Annotated in this window: 12 protein-coding genes and 1 pseudogene; 7 read left to right on the forward strand and 6 right to left on the reverse strand. The window is 70.1% G+C overall.

Features of this window, described 5'->3' with window-relative positions; all coding sequences use genetic code 11:
- The first annotated feature begins 717 nt into the window (after positions 1-717).
- Together GWK25_RS13130 and GWK25_RS13135 are read left to right on the forward strand one after the other, a co-directional pair.
- On the forward strand, positions 718-2052 hold the full coding sequence (locus GWK25_RS13130; protein ID WP_251828844.1) for a glycoside hydrolase family 68 protein: 1335 nt from the start codon (positions 718-720) through the stop codon (positions 2050-2052).
- A gap of 288 nt (positions 2053-2340) precedes the next feature.
- Positions 2341-2841: a hypothetical protein gene (locus GWK25_RS13135; protein ID WP_308404226.1), complete on the forward strand. Its 501-nt coding sequence runs from the start codon at positions 2341-2343 to the stop codon at positions 2839-2841.
- A 90-nt stretch (positions 2842-2931) separates the two neighbouring features.
- On the opposite strand, the gene GWK25_RS13140 is transcribed toward GWK25_RS13135, so the two are convergent.
- From GWK25_RS13140 to GWK25_RS13155, 4 genes are all read right to left on the reverse strand, one after another.
- The gene (locus GWK25_RS13140; protein WP_215450182.1) at positions 2932-3528 is read right to left on the reverse strand and encodes an HD domain-containing protein; all 597 of its coding nucleotides are present in this window, start codon (positions 3526-3528) and stop codon (positions 2932-2934) included.
- A 390-nt stretch (positions 3529-3918) separates the two neighbouring features.
- Entirely contained in the window at positions 3919-5184 is a 1266-nt protein-coding gene (locus GWK25_RS13145; protein ID WP_215450183.1) for an MFS transporter, read from the reverse strand.
- 383 nt (positions 5185-5567) lie between these two features.
- Positions 5568-6278 (reverse strand): cation transporter, encoded by a 711-nt coding sequence (locus GWK25_RS13150; RefSeq protein ID WP_215450184.1) that lies wholly within the window; start codon positions 6276-6278, stop codon positions 5568-5570.
- Positions 6278-6613, reverse strand: coding sequence for a helix-turn-helix transcriptional regulator (locus tag GWK25_RS13155; RefSeq protein ID WP_215450186.1), 336 nt, complete (start codon positions 6611-6613; stop codon positions 6278-6280). Before GWK25_RS13155 ends, GWK25_RS13150 begins: the two co-directional genes overlap by 1 nt.
- A gap of 239 nt (positions 6614-6852) precedes the next feature.
- On the opposite strand from GWK25_RS13155, the gene GWK25_RS13160 reads away from it, so the two are divergent.
- The 3 genes and pseudogenes from GWK25_RS13160 to GWK25_RS13170 all read left to right on the forward strand — a co-directional run.
- The gene (locus tag GWK25_RS13160) at positions 6853-8376 is read left to right on the forward strand and encodes an ABC transporter substrate-binding protein (RefSeq protein WP_215450191.1); all 1524 of its coding nucleotides are present in this window, start codon (positions 6853-6855) and stop codon (positions 8374-8376) included.
- 12 nt (positions 8377-8388) lie between these two features.
- A complete protein-coding gene (locus GWK25_RS13165; RefSeq protein WP_215457350.1) occupies positions 8389-10182 on the forward strand; it encodes an ABC transporter permease subunit in 1794 nt (597 codons plus the stop codon).
- Between the two features lie 183 nt (positions 10183-10365).
- Positions 10366-10559, forward strand: a pseudogene (locus tag GWK25_RS13170) (IS1182 family transposase); the annotation flags it as partial.
- 65 nt (positions 10560-10624) lie between these two features.
- Here the strand turns inward: GWK25_RS13170 and GWK25_RS13175 are convergent.
- The gene (locus GWK25_RS13175) at positions 10625-13450 is read right to left on the reverse strand and encodes a SpoIIE family protein phosphatase (protein WP_215450193.1); all 2826 of its coding nucleotides are present in this window, start codon (positions 13448-13450) and stop codon (positions 10625-10627) included.
- 81 nt (positions 13451-13531) lie between these two features.
- On the reverse strand, positions 13532-14626 hold the full coding sequence (locus GWK25_RS13180; RefSeq protein ID WP_215450195.1) for an ABC transporter substrate-binding protein: 1095 nt from the start codon (positions 14624-14626) through the stop codon (positions 13532-13534).
- A gap of 382 nt (positions 14627-15008) precedes the next feature.
- Between GWK25_RS13180 and GWK25_RS13185 the strand changes: the two genes are divergently transcribed.
- Both GWK25_RS13185 and GWK25_RS13190 read left to right on the forward strand, forming a co-directional pair.
- The gene (locus GWK25_RS13185) at positions 15009-16358 is read left to right on the forward strand and encodes an aspartate aminotransferase family protein (RefSeq protein ID WP_215450197.1); all 1350 of its coding nucleotides are present in this window, start codon (positions 15009-15011) and stop codon (positions 16356-16358) included.
- Positions 16359-16385: 27 nt separating this feature from the next.
- On the forward strand, positions 16386-17465 hold the full coding sequence (locus GWK25_RS13190) for a phosphotransferase (RefSeq protein ID WP_215450199.1): 1080 nt from the start codon (positions 16386-16388) through the stop codon (positions 17463-17465).
- The last annotated feature ends 20 nt before the right edge of the window (positions 17466-17485 follow it).

The raw sequence follows: 17485 nt of genomic DNA on the forward strand, positions 1-17485 counted from the left end.
CCAGGCAAGCCGGCACGCCTGGCCCTCCACCGACTGGAGGAGGCCCGGGCACGCGACGCGGGCGGATCCGGACTCGGCCCGGCCATCGCCCGCGACATGGCCATCGCCCACGGAGGCACCCTGACGGTCCAGGACACACCGCACGGCGCACATCTGTCGTTCCGCATCACCACGCCAGGCGGGCCGAACACTCCGACCGACCGTATGCGGAATGATGTGGCCGACCGGACTGGAGCGACGCCGGTGTAGTGACTTCCTTGCCCCGCAGTCTCACATCGACCTCTCGGCGTGCGCACCGCCGCCGTTCGGCGGTACCCGCCAACTCACCGCATCCCGCAACGGCCCGCCGCACGGCGACCATCGCGCCATAGGCCGCCGCATCGTCGATCTCACCCTCGGCGAGCCGGAGTTCGCCCCGCCAGTCCCTCTGCGTCAGCATCCGGAAAGTGTGGTTGGCCCAGGTCGCGTGCGCACGCCGAGGGCACAGTCGCATCGGACGGGACCGAGAGCGAAGGCGCGAGGGAGTCGGCCTGGCCGGTCCTGGACCGGCCAGGCCCAGCTCATGCGCCTCACCCACCACCTCTCCACTTCCTGCACGCGGAAGTTGATTGCTGTTAACGGAAGTTGATGGTGTGTCAGTCGAGAAGAGGGGTAACCGCGAAACGGAATCGCTTCCGGTTCGGTTCCATTCGGTCACTCCCTTGGGAAGGACGACGCATGCGCAGATCACGCAGAGTGCTGATCCGGCTGGCCACGGGCTTGATGGCCCTCGCGATGCTGGGCGGTGTGGCGACGCCGGCTTCCGCGGACGAGCCCGCCTCGTCGCAGACGGGAACGCGGCAGTACAGCGCGGACGACGACTACTTCGCCGTCTGGTCCCGCGCGGACGCATTGAAGCTCCGGCAGGACAAGACCAACACGGCCCCCCGCGTGTCGCCGGACTTCCCGGTGATGACCGACAAGGTGTGGGTGTGGGACACCTGGCCGCTCACCAAGCTCAACACCCGGACCGCCACCTACAAGGGCTGGCACGTCATCTTCTCGCTGACGGCTCCACGCTCGGTGCCGTTCGGCGACCGGCACTGGTACGCGAAGATCGGCTACTTCTACTCGCGTGACGCCAAGAGCTGGAAGTACGGCGGTGATCTGTTCCGGCCCGGCACCTCTTTCGGCTCACGTGAGTGGGCCGGCTCGGCGGCGCTCGTCGGCGACAAGGTGTACTCCTTCTACACCGCTTCCGGACGCGACAACGGCGGCGTCGACCCCAACGACGCACTGCAGCGTCTGGCGCAGGCGACCGGCAAGATCCATGCGGACAGCAAGCGCGTGTGGTTCAGCGGCTTCCAGGACCACCGCATCATCGCCGAGGCCGACGGCAAGCTGTACCAGACCCTGCAACAGTCCCAGGCGGGCCCGATCATCTACGCCTTCCGTGACCCGTTCGTCTTCCGGGACCCCCGGGACCGCAAGATCCACCTCCTGTTCGAGGGCAACACCGCCGGTGTCGCCGGCACGTATCAGTGCACCAAGCGCGACATAGGTGACGTCCCGGCCGGCCACGAGGTGCCGGAGGACGCGAAGTACTACACGGGCAACATCGGTCTGGCCACGGCTGACAGCGGCAGCATGGACAACTGGCGGCTGAAACCCCCGCTGCTCTCGGCCAACTGCGTGAACCAGCAGACCGAACGGCCCCACCTGGTCATCCGCAACGGCAAGTACTACCTGTTCACCATCAGTCACAAGTTCACGTTCGCGCCGGGGCTGAGCGGCTGGGACGGCCTCTACGGCTTCGTCGGATCGTCCCTGCGCAGCGACTACAGGCCGCTCAACGGCAGCGCACTGGTCCTGGGCAACCCGGAGGACGCCCCGACGCAGCAGTACTCGCACTACGTGATGCCCAACGGGCTGGTGGAGAGCTTCATCGACACGGTCCCGACCGCCGACGGCGGGACCCGCTTCGGCGGCACCCTGGCCCGCACGCTCGTGGTGTCCCTGAAGGGCGACAAGACCAAGCTCATCGCGCAGTTGGGCTACGGCTTCATCCCGTGACCGACCCGTAGTCGAGCAACCCGCCGTGGCCGGCCACGCCATGCTTGGCCCCACGGCGGGTGTGTCCATGCAACGGGTTCGGCGGTAGTCGGTGGTGACGCCGAGGAGCCGGCAGACGACGACGGCGGCAGCGGCGTCGAACACGAGCTGCATCCGCATCCCGCCGAGGTCGGAGGCGGACAGGCTGGTCCGCGCGGCCGCATCCGCCACCTGGTCGGCCACCTGCATGTGCAGCACGAGAAGGAAGGTGGCAAGGACGGTCAGTACGAGCTTCGCCGATACCCAGTAGTGGCGGAACAGACCCCATGTGGTGCCCAGGGACTGGACCAGCCCGGTCAACAGCGAGGCGAATGCCAGCGGGACGATCACGTACCAGCCTGTGACCTCCATGGCGAGATACACGCCCCGCACCTGCTGGGAGTCCTCGCCGGTCACCTCGCCGAGCTCGCCGAACTCCGGGACCGGGCGGGTAACCCGGGTGAGCGGCTGGAGGCGGTGCTGGAGCGCTACGCGTTCATCCAGAAGCAGCGGCACGGCCATGGGGGAGAGCTGTCCGCCCTCCTGCACCGGGGTGACGATGTGGCGCATGCCGAGCAGCATCTGCGCCACTTCGTCCGGGGATTGCTGGCTGAGGGGGTCCGGGCGGGCGAGGTGCGGGACGACGTCCCGCCGGACGAGCTGGCGGGCTATTGCCTGCACGCCCTGGTCGGAGCCGGAGTGCTGTCGTCCAAGGCTGCGGTGCTGCGGCTCGTCGCGGTGACCCTGGCGGGCCTACGTCCCCAGGGCTGACGCCCCATAGCCGTGTCGGGCGCTGCCGGGCGCCCAGCCCTGGTGATCGTCTGCGGCCCACGCCGGCTGACTGACACGACGCTGCCGACCTCAGGCCTGCGCGTGGCCGTATCGCGCCCTGGCCGAGGTCAGGTCTGGTTCGCCGAACCTGGCGCGCAGAAGACCGAATGCGTGGACCTTGTCCGCGCCGAACTTCTCCACGTGCGCGGCATAGGAGTCGGCGGTGAGGAAGGTGGGTGGTGTCGTCTTGCTGTGGAACTTGTCCGCGTACATGACCAGTTGCTCTTCGATGGTCTCCGCCAGATAGTCGGCCTCGGGTATGGCGAGCTTCTGTTCGCGGATGTCGTGCCGGGTGAGACCAACTCCCGTATGGCAGGAGCAGAAGCGGCGCAGGTGCTCCGGGAAGCCCTCCTCTTGGAGGATCTCGTGGCCGAGGACGCCATGGCGGATGTAGTTGCGGTGATCGAGCCGACCGGCCTGGTCGTACAGCCGGTAGACGCCGATGTCGTGGAGCAGGGCGCCGACACGGACGAGGTCGGCGTCGAGGGGGAGGTCTGTCTGTGTCACAAGCTGTTCGGCGATGCCGCAGACGATTTCGCAGTGGGTGAAGACGAGGTCCAGCGCCTCATGCGATGGCGCGTACCGCTCGTGCAGCGCGCGTACCTCATGGACCGTCGGAAGGATCACTCCGGCAGCGTACCTTCCCACCGACAAGCGATCGGCCGCCCACACAGCCGTCCGGGCGCCATGCAGTGGTCCCCCCCGGCGGGACCGTAGCAGGGTGAACCTTGCCTGATGCGGCACTACACGTCCTCCGCGTGCTGGAGCGCATGGCCGAACCCGGGAGCTGCTGTTCGCCCACGCCGTGCACCGCGCCTTGGCCGGCCCCAGCACCGGCTCCCTGCGCTCGCCAGCCCTGCGCGTGCGGATCGAGGACTTCGTCACCTGGGCCGGCGCCGAGGCAGCCCGCCACTGCATGCCCAGGAGGTCACCCCGTCTGACCCGGGCGGAGCCGTGCGGGAACAGGCCCTGTGCCACCGCACCGGAGTCCCCGATTCCCCACGGCTCGATATCCGTCTACCGGTCGGAGCATCTCGGCAGGATTGCCACCGCCAGGGCCGGTACTGCGGCGAGGATCAGCCAGGGCACGGCAGGTGGCAGGTCGAGGTCGAGCAGGGAGCCGGTGACTGAGCTGCCGACGAGGACGATCAGGCCGGAGACGGAGGACAGCGCGCCGGTGTAGAGGCCGATGCGGCCGTCCTCGGCGAGGTCGGGTACCCAGGCGCGGGCGGCGGGGACGACCAGCATCTGGCCGAGGGTGAGCAGGACGACGTACCCGGCGGCGGGCAGCAGCCCCGCCACACCCGTCCTGCCGGCGGGCAGGGCGGCGGCCACGACGGCGAAACCGGCCGCGATGAGCAGCAGTCCGGCGGTCATGGAGCGGCGCAGGCCGAGCCGGTCTCCCGCCCAGCGTGTGAGGGGCAGTTGGGCGCAGACGACCAGCAGGGAGGACAGGGCGAACAGCCAGGACAGGGCCGCCTGGGAGCCGGTCGTGCGTTGCACCTCGTCCGGCAGGGCGAGGTAGAGCTGGTTGTAGGCGAGCAGGTAGGTGCCGTAGGCGCAACACAGGGCGAGGAAGCGGCGGTTGCGTCGCAGTGCGCGTGTGCCGCCCCGCTGTCGGGTGCGCACTCGGCCGGGGATGTGCTGCGGCATCAGCCATACGTGCCCGGCCAGGACGAGGACGAAGACGGCGGCTCCGGCGAGGCAGGTGGTGCGGAAGTCCACGGCGAGCAGCAGGGCGCCGAGCAGCGGGCCGATGAAGGCGCCGGCCTGTCCGGCCGCGCTCAGCAGAGCCAGCACCCGAGTGCGTGAACCGTGGCCCTCCTCCTCCCTGATCACCGCCTGCCGGGCCACTTCGGACTCCACCGCCGGGGAGAACAGCGCGGCGGCGAAGCCGATGAGAAGCACCGCGCAGATCACCGTCCAGGTCTGCTCCGCGTACCCCAGCCAGACGAACCCGGCGACCCGCAGCACACAGCCGGCCAGCACGATCGGCCGTACGCCGTAGCGGTCGACGAGTGCGCCGCCGACCACGAAGAGACCCTGCTGGCTGAAGGTGCGCAGACCCAGGACGAATCCGACCATCCACCCTGCCATGCCGAGCGCGGTGCCGAGGTGCTCGGCGAGGAACGGCAGAACGGCGTAGAAGCCGATACCAGAGGTGAGTTGGGTGAGGATCAGCAGTCGCAGCAGCGGTGACAGATGCTTCCAGGTCCGCTCGCGTGAAGGCTTGGTCGTCCGGACGGTTCGGCGGGTCAGTGTGCGGGAGATGAGCTCGGGCATGGTGGCGTCCGTCTGTTCCTGGGTGTGTGAGTACGGGCGTACGCCGTCGCTCGCTGGTTCTCGCAGTGCTTCAGTGGAGCAGCCTGGCGCTTTGGTCGATTGTCGACCATTTGCTGCTCCGGTGCGATGAGTATCTCCGGCTTCGAGGTGATGCGGTCAGTGAAGCATCGTGGAGAATCCGGCAACAAGGGACGTGAGGCCGCGAGATCGACCACGTATTTTGTGCCTGTGCACAATTTCCTGTCAGGGGTCCGATTCAGTTCTGCTCGGCAGCGCCGTCTCGGTCGGTCGACCAGGCGGTGGCCGCGCTGAGGGCGGAGAGATCAACAGGTGACGGCTGTCGGAGCTGATCAGCTGATGGAACGGCAGCAGCGCGGGTCGGCTCAGCAGCAGTCGCAGCCCGGCCGGCAGCCGCACGCATCGGCCTGGGTGCCGTCCTTCGGCGCCGCCGCGGCGGTGGGCGGTGCGCAGCAGCCCTTGCCCTGCCAGGCGTCGTGGCCTTCCTTGACGGCGATGACGGCGATGACGAGGGCGGCGATCGGGTCGGCCCAGGTCCAGCCGAGGGTGGCGTTGAGGATGAGGCCGGCCAGGAGCACGGCGGACAGGTACGTGCACAGCAGGGTCTGTTTGGAGTCGGCGATCGCGGAGGCGGAGCCGAGTTCGCGGCCGGCGTTGCGCTGGGCTGCGGACAGGAAGGGCATGACCGCCAGCGACAGGGCGGCGAGCACGATGCCGGGGATGGATCGTTCGGCTTCCGTGGTGCCGGTCAGGACGCGGACGGCGTCGAGGGTGACATAGGCGGCGAGGGCGAAGAACGAGATCGCGATGATCCGCAGGGTGCGCTGCTCACGCGCTTCCCGTACGGCATGGTCGGGTGCCGAGAACTGCCAGGCGACTGCGGCGGCGGAGGAGACCTCGATGACGGAGTCCAGACCGAAGCCGATCAGGGCGGTGGAGGAGGCGAGGGTGCCGGCGGTGATGGCGACACCCGCTTCTATGGCGTTGTAGGTGATGGTGGCCGCCACCAGTAGCCGTACGCGCTTGGTGAGGATGTCGCGGCGGGCCGGTGAGGGCCCGAGGGATGTCGCGGCCATCAGCAGCAGCCCTTGTCGTCGGCGTCGACGCAGGTGCGGTCGCTCTCCACGGCCACTACGGCGGTGCGCAGGTCGTCCAGTGCGTGGCCGAGGCGTTCGTCGGCGAGTTCGTAGCGGGTGCGGCGGCCGTCGGGCACGGTGACGACCAGTCCGCAGTCCCGCAGGCATGCCAGGTGGTTCGACAGGCGGGTGCGGGAGACGCCGAGGGCGTCGGCGAGGTCTGCCGGATAGGCGGGGGCCTGGCGCAGGGCGAGCAGGATCCGGCAGCGGATCGGGTCGGCGAGCGCGCGGCCGAAGCGGGTCAGCACGTCGATGTCGGAGGCAACGGTCAGCACACCCACGACAGTACAGGGATTGCTGAATTCAGGGAAACGTGTACCCTTCCGGGTCGGCTCTCGGTCCACTTCGCCCACGGTTTCGGGAGGACGGGGCCCGCGCGGCGATCTCATTGGTTAAGAGTTCATCTACCGAGGTAGATCAAGTTAGGGTGTCCTAAGTATAGTGACCGAGTCCCAAGGCCCACTTATGGCGCGCAGGGGCTCAAACCACCCTCTCTTGCACGACAGGACCTTCCATGCGTACGACCCCCCGCGGCCTTGTCTTGACGCTTGCCCTCACTCCGCTGCTCGCAGGCTGTTTTGCGTCCGGCGGGCAAGGTACGGGCACGGGCGCTGAAGGAGGGTCGGCCGGTCGGTTGAGGGTCGCGCTCGCCCGGCCGCCGGTGATGGCGCTGTCCCCGTACAGCGACGACGCCACTTTGCTGGGCAAGCTCTCCGCGGTCGAAGGGCTGACTGCCCTGGACAAGAACGGGGCCGCAGCTCCCGCGCTGGCGAAGTCCTGGAAGCAGAACAGCCCTACCACCTGGACCTTCGAGCTGCGCAAGGCGACCTTCCAGGACGGCACCGAGGTCACTGCCGAGTCCGTCGTCAACGCTCTGGATCACGCGGGCGCGGCGACGCCCAAGCCCCGTGTCCTGAGCGATGTCACCCTCACCGCGAAGGCCGACGACGCCGACACGGTCACCATCAGCACCAAGACGGCTGACCCGGTGCTCCCCCTGCGTCTGGCCAGCCCGGTGCTGGCCATCCTCTCCGCCAAGGCGTACGCCAAGGACGGCACCGCCAGCGCGATCGGCACCGGAACCGGTCCCTTCGAGGTCACGAAGCTCACCGGCAAGTCCAAGGCCACCCTCGACCGTTACGACGGTTACTGGGGCGGCAAGGCCAAGGCGCCCGGCATCGACGTGACCTGGATAGCCGACGGCCCGGCCCGCGCCAACGCCCTGCGTGGCGGCGACGTGGACATCGCCGAGTGGATCCCCACGTCCCAGGCGAAGCTGCTGGAGGCGAACACCCGTCACGAAGTGCCGTCGGTACGGACTGACAGCCTCATCCTGAACACCGGCAACGGCATCTTCACCGACCCCGCGCTGCGTGCCGCCGCTCGCGAGGCCGTGGACGGCTCCGCTCTCGTCGATTCGATCTTCGGCGGCTACGCCGACCCCGCGCAGGGCCTGTTCGGCCCCGCCGTGTCCTGGGCCGCCGGCGAACGCGTCGACGTCACCGGCCGCGCCAAGGCCGCGACACCCGCACAGGTCAGGTCCAGGACGAAGGGCAAGGTCCTGCGGCTGGCCGCCTTCACCAACCGCGCAGAGCTGCCCGAGGCCGCCTCCGTGCTGCAGCAGCAGCTGGAGAAGGCCGGGTTCACCGTCAAGCAGGACGTCCGCGAGTACACGCAGATGGAGGCCGACCTGCTGGCCGGCAAGTACGACGCCCTCGTCATGTCCCGGGTGGTGCTCCTCGACACCGGCGACGCGGTCGCGTATCTGGCCAGCGACTACAAGAGCGGCGGCGTGTACAACATCGCCCGGCTGAAGGACTCCAAGGTGGACCAGGCCGTCAAGTCCGCCGCCGAGGAAGGCGACACGGCGAAGCGGCAGCAGAAGATCATGGCCGCCGAGGCGCAGATCCTGCGCACCGACGCCGTCGTCCCGCTCGTCCACGAGAAGGTGGTCCAGGGCATCGCCGCGAACGTCGAGGGCGTGATCCTCGACCCGCGCGAGCGCTCCCTGATCGACGTCGACACCCACCTGAAGTAGCCGGTGAGCGTCATGTCGGCCGGTACCGAGGCCCGCCCGTCCCGGTGGCGGGCGGGCCTCGGCCGCCTCGCCGCCGGGGTCGCGCTGCTCACGGCCGTGGCCCTGCTGCCCTGGCTGTCCGGGAACGACCCCGCGCTGACCGTCCTGCGGGCCCGCTCCGCCGACCAGGACCCCACGCCCGCCCAGCTGGCCGCCGTACGAGAACAACTGGGCCTGGATGAGGGGCCGTTCACGCATCTCGTGCAGTGGCTGAGCGGACTGCCGCGGGGTGACGCGGGCACTTCCTGGGTGTCGGGTGAGGCGGTGCTGCCCCAGGTGACGAGCGCCTTCGCGATCTCCGTCACGCTGATGCTCGGGGCGCTCGTCGTCACCATCGCCGTCGCCGCACTGGCCAGCGCCCGCACCCTGTATCTCGGCTCCCGGCGACGACTGCACCAGGCGACATCAACCATCTCGGTCGCCGTCCTCGCCGCGCTGCCCAAGTTCCTGCTCGCCTCACTCCTCGCCACCGTGTGCGGGGTGTGGCTGGGCTGGTTCCCCTCCAGCGGATGGGACGGACCAGCGTCCATGGTGCTGCCCGCACTCGCCCTGGGTGTCCCCTCCGGGGCGATGATCGGCGGCCTGCTCGACCAGTCGCTGCCCGCCGCCTTCAACGAACCGTGGGCCCGCACCTGGCACGCCTACGGCTTCGCACCCCACCACGTCGCCCGGCACGCGCTGCGCCGCGCGCTGGCCGGTGTCCTCCCGCAACTCCTGCCGACCGTCATCGCCCTGGTCGGCGGCGCCGTCGCGGTGGAGAAGATCTTCAACATTCCCGGACTGGGCCGCCTCGCCCTGGACGCCGCCATCGCCCAGGATCTGCCACCCCTGCAGACCGCCACACTGGCCCTCATCCTGCTCGGCACCGCGGCCGGCCTCCTCATCCGCGCCCTGCGCCGCGCGCTGCTCGGCCCGGCCCTGCGGGACGGGGCCCTGCCCGCCCTGCACACACCTGCCCTCCCGCGAGGGCGCTCCACCCGCTGGGCCGCCGCAGCCTGCGCCCTCGCCCTGCTCGCGCTGGTCACCGCCGGACTGCTCCGAGACCCCCTCCAGGTCGACACCGCGGCCCGACTGCTCCCGCCTTCAGCCGCACACCCGTTGGGCACGGACGCCCTCGGCCGCGACCTACTGGCCCGCCTCGGCCACGGGGCGCTGCGCACGGTGGGTGTGGCTCTCGTGGTGACCGCGGTGTGCGCGCTCACCGGCCTGCTGCTCGGCATGGCCGCACAGGTCGGCGCGGGGCTCACGGAAGTGGTGTCGACGATGCCGGCCGTCCTCGCCGGAATGCTGACCACGGCGGTGACCGGCCCGTCGGCCTCGGGTGCCGCCCTCGCCGTCTGCCTGGTCGGCTGGACCCCGTACGCAGCCCAGGCCGCCGCCCTGCTCGAACAGGAACGGGCCAGCGGCCACATGCTCGCCTCCCTCTCCTTCGGCGCCGGACCGGGCTACCTCCTCCGCCACCACCTGCTCCCCGCCGTACTGCCCCCCGTCCTGCGCAACGCCCTCCTGCGCCTGCCCACCACGGTCCTCGTCCTGGCCTCCCTGGGCTTCCTCGGCCTGGGCGAACAGCCGCCCGCCGCGGAGTGGGGCCGGCTGCTGTCGGAGAACCAGTCGTACGCGGAACTGGCGCCCTGGACCGTACTGGGCCCGGCGTGCGCGCTCGTCCTGCTCTCCGTCCTCGCCCTCTCCGGCACGGACACCACTGCTGTACGCAGCCGGACGTCAGCCCGAGCCCGGCTGTCCCGTCGGTCCCGTCAGGAGAGGTGAGCAGGGGCAGGGCAGGGCCGGCGCCGGGCGAACCGAACCCCGGTCGCCTGTACACCCCTCGGCTACAGCGGGGCCACGGTGAGGGCAACGAGTGCGGCGACACCTGACCCGTCCCGGCAAGCCGTACCTCGACGCGGCTCCGGATTCCGCGCGCCGGGTTTCCTCCACTGCATGGGACACGGCAAGCTCGAAGCGAACGCCTCCCGGCACAAGGCGATGAGCTACGGCCGCCTGGTCGACAAGGAGGAGCCGATCAAGGCCGAGATCGCCCACCTGGGGCCCGGGCCGCCGCCCTGCTCACCGACGCCGAGGCCGCCGACACCGCCGAGGACGGGACCTTCGGGCCCGACGGCAAGGACACCGATCTGCCCGAGGACGGGGGCTGCACCGCGTGAGTCCGGCACCGGGTCCGCCCCGACCTGAACCCTGGCGCGGACCGTCGTCACCAGCCCGTGTCGTCCCACTGGTCCAGCAGCGTCTCGGCCAGGTCGCCGTCGGGTTCGGGCAGGTTGCCGTGGAGAGACTGCTCCGTCCAGATCACTTTCCCGCGGGCCAGGTAGCGGGTGCCCCACCCCTGCGTGAACTGGGCCACGAGGAACAGGCCCCGCCCGCCCTCGTCGGTGTCGGCGGCCCGGCGCAGATGCGGAGAGGTGCTGCTGCCGTCGGTGACCTCGCAGATGAGGCTGTCGCCGTCACGCAGGACCCGCAGCCGCCTCGGGTCGCTGCCGTAGCGGATGGCGTTGGTGACCAACTCGCTGATCACCAACTCGGTGGAGAACGCGAACTCCTCCAGCCCCCACTCCTCCAGCCGACGGGCGACCTGGGCCCGGATACCGGCGACGGCGGCGGGGTCCGCGGGGATGTCCCAGTCGGCGACCTGGGACGGGTCGAGCAGCCGGGAGCGGGCGACGAGCAGGGCGATGTCGTCGCTCGGGCGCACCGGCAGCAGGGCGTCGAACACCGCCCCGCAGGTCTCCTCCGGTGTCCGGTCCGGCCCCGCCAGGGCGTCGTGCAGCAGCGCGAGACCGGCGTCGATGTCCCGGCCGCGGTCCTCGATCAGCCCGTCCGTGTACAGGACCAGCCGCGAGCCCTCGGGCAGGGTGTACTCGGCCTTCTCGAAGGGTTGGCCGCCTCCGAGGCCCAGCGGCGGTGAGACCGGTACCGGTATCCGCTCGACCGTGCCGTCGGGGCGCACCAGGGTCGGTTCCAGGTGCCCGGATCGGGCCAGGGAGCACCGCCCGGCAACCGGGTCATAGACGGCGTACAGGCAGGTCGCTCCGGTGATCCCCTCGCCGTCGCGGCTTTCCTCGCCGTCGACCCGGGTGACCAGCTCGTCGAGACGTCTGATCAGTTCGTCCGCGGCCAGGTCGAGGGACGAGAACGTGCGCACCGCCGTGCGCAGCCGGCCCATGGTGGCCGCGGCGTGCAGACCGTGGCCGACCACGTCGCCCACCACCAGCGCCACCCGCGCCCCGGGCAGCGGGATGACGTCGAACCAGTCGCCGCCCACACCGGCCCGGGCGGGCAGATAGCGGTACGCGACCTCGACGGCGGACTGCTCGGGCAGGGAACGCGGCAGGAGGCTGCGCTGCAGGGCCACCGCCAGGGCGTGCTCGCGCGTGTAGCGGCGCGCGTTGTCGATGGCGACCGCGGCCCGGGCGGCCAGTTCCTCGGCGAAGGCCAGGTCCTCCTCGTCGAAGGCGTCCTGATCCGCGCGCCAGAAGTTGACCGTGCCCAGCACGACACCACGGGCCTGGAGCGGCACGGTGATCAAGGAGTGGAGCCCGGAGTCCAGGATGCGCCGGGCCCGGTCGGGATCCTGGACACACCAGTCGTGGGACACGGTCAGGTCGGCGGCGAGGACGGGCCGCCCCTGCCGGGCGCTGACGGCCACCGGGTTCTCGGGGGTGAAACGGACCAGGTCCCCCACGGGGAAGAGCGGCCAGGACGACCCCTTGGCGCTGTGCAGTGCCGTGCGGCGCAGCTCGGGACTCGGGCCGACCGGCTCCTCACCTTCCAGCACCGGATCCTGGAGGTCGACCGTGGCCACGTCGGCGAACCCGGGGACCGCCACCTCGGCCAGCTCCTCGGTGGTGCGCACCACGTCCAGAGTGGTGCCGATCCGCACCCCGGCCTCGTACAGCATCCGCAGCCGCTCCCTGGCCACGGCCGCCCGGCCCGCCAGCGCCTGGAGTTCCGTGGTGTCCCGCAGGGTGGCCACATGGCCCCGTACGCCGCCTTCCGGGTCGACGGGCCGGAGGTTGACCGCCAGCAGATGGTCGCCGGCCAGGTGGACCTCGTCGGTGACCACCCGGCCGGAGGCCAGCAGAGCGGCGGTATCCGCTGCCAGGCCCAGAGCGGTGATCCGGTGCTGTTCCGCGTCCGCGGGCAGGTCCAGCAGGCGCCGTGCCTCGTCGTTGGCGAGGAGCAGCCGCCCGTCACCGTCGATGATCAGCACTCCCTCCCGCACCGCGTGCAGCACCGCGTCGTGGTGCTCGTACATCCGGGTCATCTCGGCCGGTCCCAGTCCGTGGGTCTGCCGGCGCAGCCGCCGCGACACCAGGGCGCTGCCGCCGGTGACGAGAGCGAGCGCACCTGCGACGGACCCGAGCAGGATCGGCATCTGGCGTTGGACCACGGAGTTGACGTTCTTGACCGTGACCCCGACCGACACCAGACCGACGATCTTCCGTCCTCCCGTGTCGAAGACGGGAACCGTGGACTCCACGGCGAGCCCGAGGCTGCCCTCGATGTCCTGGGTGAAGGGCCGGCCGGCAGCCGCCTCCTTGCGCAGGGCGTAGACGTGCTCCCCGATCAGACTCGGGTCGGGGTGGGTCCAGCGGTAGCCGCGCGGATCGATCGCGACGACGAAGTCGACACCGGTCAGTTCACGGGTCTCCTCCGCCCGTGGCTGCAGCGCGGCGGTGGGGTCGGCGGACTTCATGGCCTCTACCGTTCCCGGCGCCCGCGCGAAGGCCTGGGCGACGGCCAGCGACACTCTGCGGGCCTCCTCCGTGCTCGACGTGCGGGCCTGCAGGACGAGCGCCACGCCCGCCGCGGCCGCGAACAGGATCACCAGCACCAGCTGCCACAGGAACACCTGACCCGCGACGCTGCGCGCGCTCAGCACGGAACGCGCACGGGTCCCCGGCGGCCGGGCGGGCGACCCTCCCGACCGGACAGTGTCCCCGCCCGGGGGCGCGGCTGCGGCCGCACCGGAACGACGACCGCCGGGCCGGTCGGTCGACGGGTCGGAGATGCTGGTCATGTCCACGGGATGTCCTTCCCGGTGCCCGGCGGGGAGCCGGCGGTGCCGAGGGACGGTACCGGCCGTCCCTGTGCCGTGTCCTCAGGACCGCACCCACTCCTGCCAGCGCTTGGTCACGGTTTCCTTGTTCTCGACCCACCAGCCGATGTCCAGGTCGAAGCCGGTGTAGAGGTGTTCCGGGGAGCTGGCCAGATCCGCGGCGGACCTGGGCAGGTACTTGTACGCGGTCGGCACCACCGGGCCCATGGGGTAGACCTCGGCGACGGCGGCCTGCACCTCGGGGCGCAGGGCGAAGTCGATCAGCCGGTGGGCGGCGTCCGGGTGCCGGGCGCCGCGGGGGATGCCGTAGCCGTTGCTCTGCCGACGGGCGCCGTTCCACTGGTAGGCGAGCGGGGCACCTCGCTGGATGAGGTGGTTCGGGCGACCGTGCCAGACCGTGGTGGCGGCGACCCGTTGGCGTTCCAGGAGCAGCCCCGGCGTGGCGCCGTCGCCCCAGAACCGGCGGACGGCGTCCTTGAGCTCGTCCAGGGCCGCGAAGGCGCGGTCGACGTCGAGGGGGTAGAGCCTGTCGGCCGCCACACCGTCGGCGAGGAGGGCGAACTCCAACTCGGGCGGGCCCGCCTCCGGGCTCTGCAGGGCACGGCTGCCCGGGAAAGCCTTGGTGTCCCAGAAGTCGGCCCAGGTCTCCGGTGCCTTCCCGCCGAAGCTGTCGGTGCGGTACGCCATGACGCTGGCCCAGTAGTTCTTGCCGATGCCGTGGGAGGTGAGCAGGGACCGGGCGACACCGGCGTGCTGGGCGTTCCTCAGCCGGTCGTAGTCGAGTTCCTGGGTGGCGTCGTCCTTCTCGAAGAGGGCCAGTGCGCTCATGTCGATGTCGATGAGGTCGAACCGGGGCCCCTCCCGGATCTGGGAGAGGAGCTCCGCGTACGTCGGGACGTGGACCACGTCGACCCGGACGCCGGTCTCCTTGCTGAACGGCTCGTACACGACCTTGCGGTGCGCCTCGCCGTAGGCGCCGCCGATGTCCCGGACGACGACTGTCCTGCTGTTTCCGGCTCCGCCGGAGTTCCGGGCGGCGGAGGGCCCGCACGCGGTGGCCGTCACGGCGGGAGCCGCCGCCGTGACGGCGGCGACGCCCCGGAGGAACGTTCTTCGCTCGATTCCGACGTCCTTCACCGTGCGCCTCCTGCGAAGCCGGGTGCGGTGCCCGCGGGATGGGGTTGAGGGCGGCCGCCGACGTTCGCTACTGGGATGCGAGCCGGATCATGAGTCGGCCGGAGTGATGTGAGACCGGCCCCATGGTACGGCTATCGACGTCAGACCCCTATGGCCCGGACATCGCCCGCGCAAACACCGGGCCGGCCCCGGTGCCGACGGGCTGCTGGACGACGCGGGGCGCCCGCCTGCACGAGTCGCCGTCGACGCCCTCGCACGCTTCCCCGCCACAAGGGTTGCCGTACCGGCGCGTGAGAGATAAGTTTCAGGCTGAAACAGAAACAAAAAGCGTCGCGGCTGAAGTGGCCACGATGAGATGCGAGCACGAAGGAGGGATCTGCTGATGACTTCCACGCCGAACCGAGCGCTGGCCAACTACCCCAACAGGTTCGACCCCGCAGCGCTCGGTGGCCTGCCGGAGCGACTGCGGTCCACCGTCAAGCGGCGAAGCGGCGTACTGGGCCCGGGTTACGCGTTGAACTATCGGGAGCCGGTCGAGTTCGTCTCCGGTCGAGGCGCTCACCTCTTCGATCCGGAGGGCAATGACTTCCTCGACGCCTACAACAACGTGCCGTGCGTAGGTCACGCACACCCGCACGTCGTCGAGGCCGTGTCCCGCCAGCTGGCGGCGGTCAACACCAACACGCGCTATGTGCAGGAGTCACTCGTCGACTACGCCGAGCGCCTTCTCGCCACCATGCCCGAGGCGCTCTCGAGGATCAGCTTCGCGTGCAGCGGGTCGGAGGCGAACGACCTGGCCATGCGCGTGGCGCGCTTCCACACGGGCGGCGAGGGAATCATCGTGACTCGCTGGGCCTACCACGGTCTGACTCGCGAGGTCGCGAGCTTCTCGCCGACGCTCGGAGCGGGGTCACCGCTCGGCCCGAATGTGCGCGTCATCGATGCGCCGGATCCGCGACTCGTCCCGCCGGGTTCATCGCTTCCCGACCACATGCGACGCCAGGTGCGCGGCGCGATCAACGACCTCGAGCGCCACGGTTATCGGCTTGCGGCGCTGATCACCGACTGCGCGCACTCCAGTGACGGCCTCTTCACCGACCCTGTCGGTTACCTGTGCGACATGGTCGAGGAGGTGCACGCCGCGGGCGGCGTGTACATCGCCGACGAGGTCCAGTCGGGATTCGCCCGGCTAGGAGAGTCGATGTGGGGGTTCAGCCGCCACGGGGTGCTTCCGGACATCGTCACGATGGGCAAGCCCATGGGTAACGGTATGCCGATCTCCGGCGTGGCGTTCAGGCCCGAGATATGCGACGAGTTCGGGCGGAACGTTCGCTACTTCAACACCTTCGCGGGCAGTTCGATCGCGGTGGCCGCCGGCGCCGCGGTTCTGGACGTTCTCGAAGCGGAGAACGTGCAGCAGCGAGTTCTCGACAACGGCAGGGCGCTTCGAGCCGGCCTGGAGGAGATCACTCGTGAGTCCCCCCACGTCGCGGAGGTGCGCGGCGCCGGTCTGTACGTGGGCGTCGACATCGTGAAGGACCGTGAGTCGCTGGAGCCCGATCGTGCGCGCGCCGACGACATCATCAACGACATGCGCGAGCGTCGCGTCCTCATCAGCGGCACCGGCGAAGCGGTCAATGTGCTCAAGATCCGACCGCCGTTGGCCTTCGACTCGGCTGACGTGACGCGATTCCTCGAAACCTTCGCGGAGATCGCCGAGACGCGCCTCTAGCAGGCTGAAATCCGAAGGGACCGAACGGTGAACGCCTCGCCCCCCGCACGTATCGCCCAGCAGTTGTTCGACGAGAGCGGCCTGGCATCGTCCCACGAGCCCATCGAGACCAACGTGGTGGACGCCCTCCTCGCCCGGCACTACCGGCTGGGCGGACATCTTGAGCGGCTGGCAACCGAGAAGGACGACACGTTCCGCCTGCGGACCGGCGCGGACGACCATCTCGTCAAGGTTTCCCCGCCCGACGAGCCGGTGGCTGTCGTAGCTCTGCAGACGGCTGTGATGCGCCATCTCGAAACCGAGGCTCCTCATCTGCCCACCCAGCGGGTCAAGAAGACCGTCGAAGGCGCCGACAACGTACCGATCGCGCTGGAAGACGGCAGGGTTCGAGTCCTGCGTGTCCTCGACTTCGTCGAAGGCGCCGTCCTGGCGCGGACGAACCCCGATCCCACTCAGCTGGCCAAGGCCGGGCAGATGCTCGGGCGAGTGGACATGGCTCTGCGGTCATTCAGACATCCAGCGGACGAGCGGCGCCTCGTGTGGGACCTCCGCCACTTCCACCAGTTGCGGGAACTCATCGAGTACACGCCCGACGCCGCGCACCGTCGGCTGGCTCAAGAAGTGTTCCGCCTTTTCGACGAGGCCGTCGTTCCGAGGCTGGGCGATCTCGAGACCCAAGTGATCCATGGTGACTACAGCCCCTACAACGTCCTGGTGGATCCGCGGACGGACAGCTTCGTCACCGGAGTGATCGACTTCGGTGACAGCATGCGCAGTGCTTTGATCTTCGATCCCGCGGTGTCTCTCGCGAACCTTCTCGGCCGGACACCGCGAGATCCCTGGCACGAGGCATACGACTTCGTCGCGGGATACGAGCGGGCGCGCCCGATCAAGGACACCGAACTCCCGCTGCTGCCTGTTGCCGCGCTGGCACGGCTGACACTTCGTGCGCTGGTCACCCATTGGCGGGCGGAGCGGGTGCCGGACCGTCGCGAGTATCTGCTCGAGCATGCCGGCGACGACTGGGTCAACGTGGAGCGAGCCATGTCCGTCGCCATGCGGGAGGTCGTGGACCGCTTGCTGAGCACCCGCCGTGACACGCCTTGAGCGGCGCTCTGAGGCGACGC

It is taken from the genome of Streptomyces sp. ATCC 21386 (assembly GCF_018728545.1).
In the GTDB taxonomy this organism is placed as follows: Bacteria; Actinomycetota; Actinomycetes; order Streptomycetales; family Streptomycetaceae; genus Streptomyces.

What these genes read in the sequence shown, in the direction of transcription:
- GWK25_RS13160 (WP_215450191.1), top strand. Translation starts at nt 6,853, where the DNA reads ATGCGTACGACCCCCCGCGGCCTTGTCTTGACGCTTGCCCTCACTCCG.
- GWK25_RS13175 (WP_215450193.1), bottom strand. Translation starts at nt 13,450, where the DNA reads ATGACCAGCATCTCCGACCCGTCGACCGACCGGCCCGGCGGTCGTCGT.
- GWK25_RS13150 (WP_215450184.1), bottom strand. Translation starts at nt 6,278, where the DNA reads ATGGCCGCGACATCCCTCGGGCCCTCACCGGCCCGCCGCGACATCCTC.
- GWK25_RS13185 (WP_215450197.1), top strand. Translation starts at nt 15,009, where the DNA reads ATGACTTCCACGCCGAACCGAGCGCTGGCCAACTACCCCAACAGGTTC.
- GWK25_RS13145 (WP_215450183.1), bottom strand. Translation starts at nt 5,184, where the DNA reads ATGCCCGAGCTCATCTCCCGCACACTGACCCGCCGAACCGTCCGGACG.
- GWK25_RS13130 (WP_251828844.1), top strand. Translation starts at nt 718, where the DNA reads ATGCGCAGATCACGCAGAGTGCTGATCCGGCTGGCCACGGGCTTGATG.
- GWK25_RS13165 (WP_215457350.1), top strand. Translation starts at nt 8,389, where the DNA reads ATGTCGGCCGGTACCGAGGCCCGCCCGTCCCGGTGGCGGGCGGGCCTC.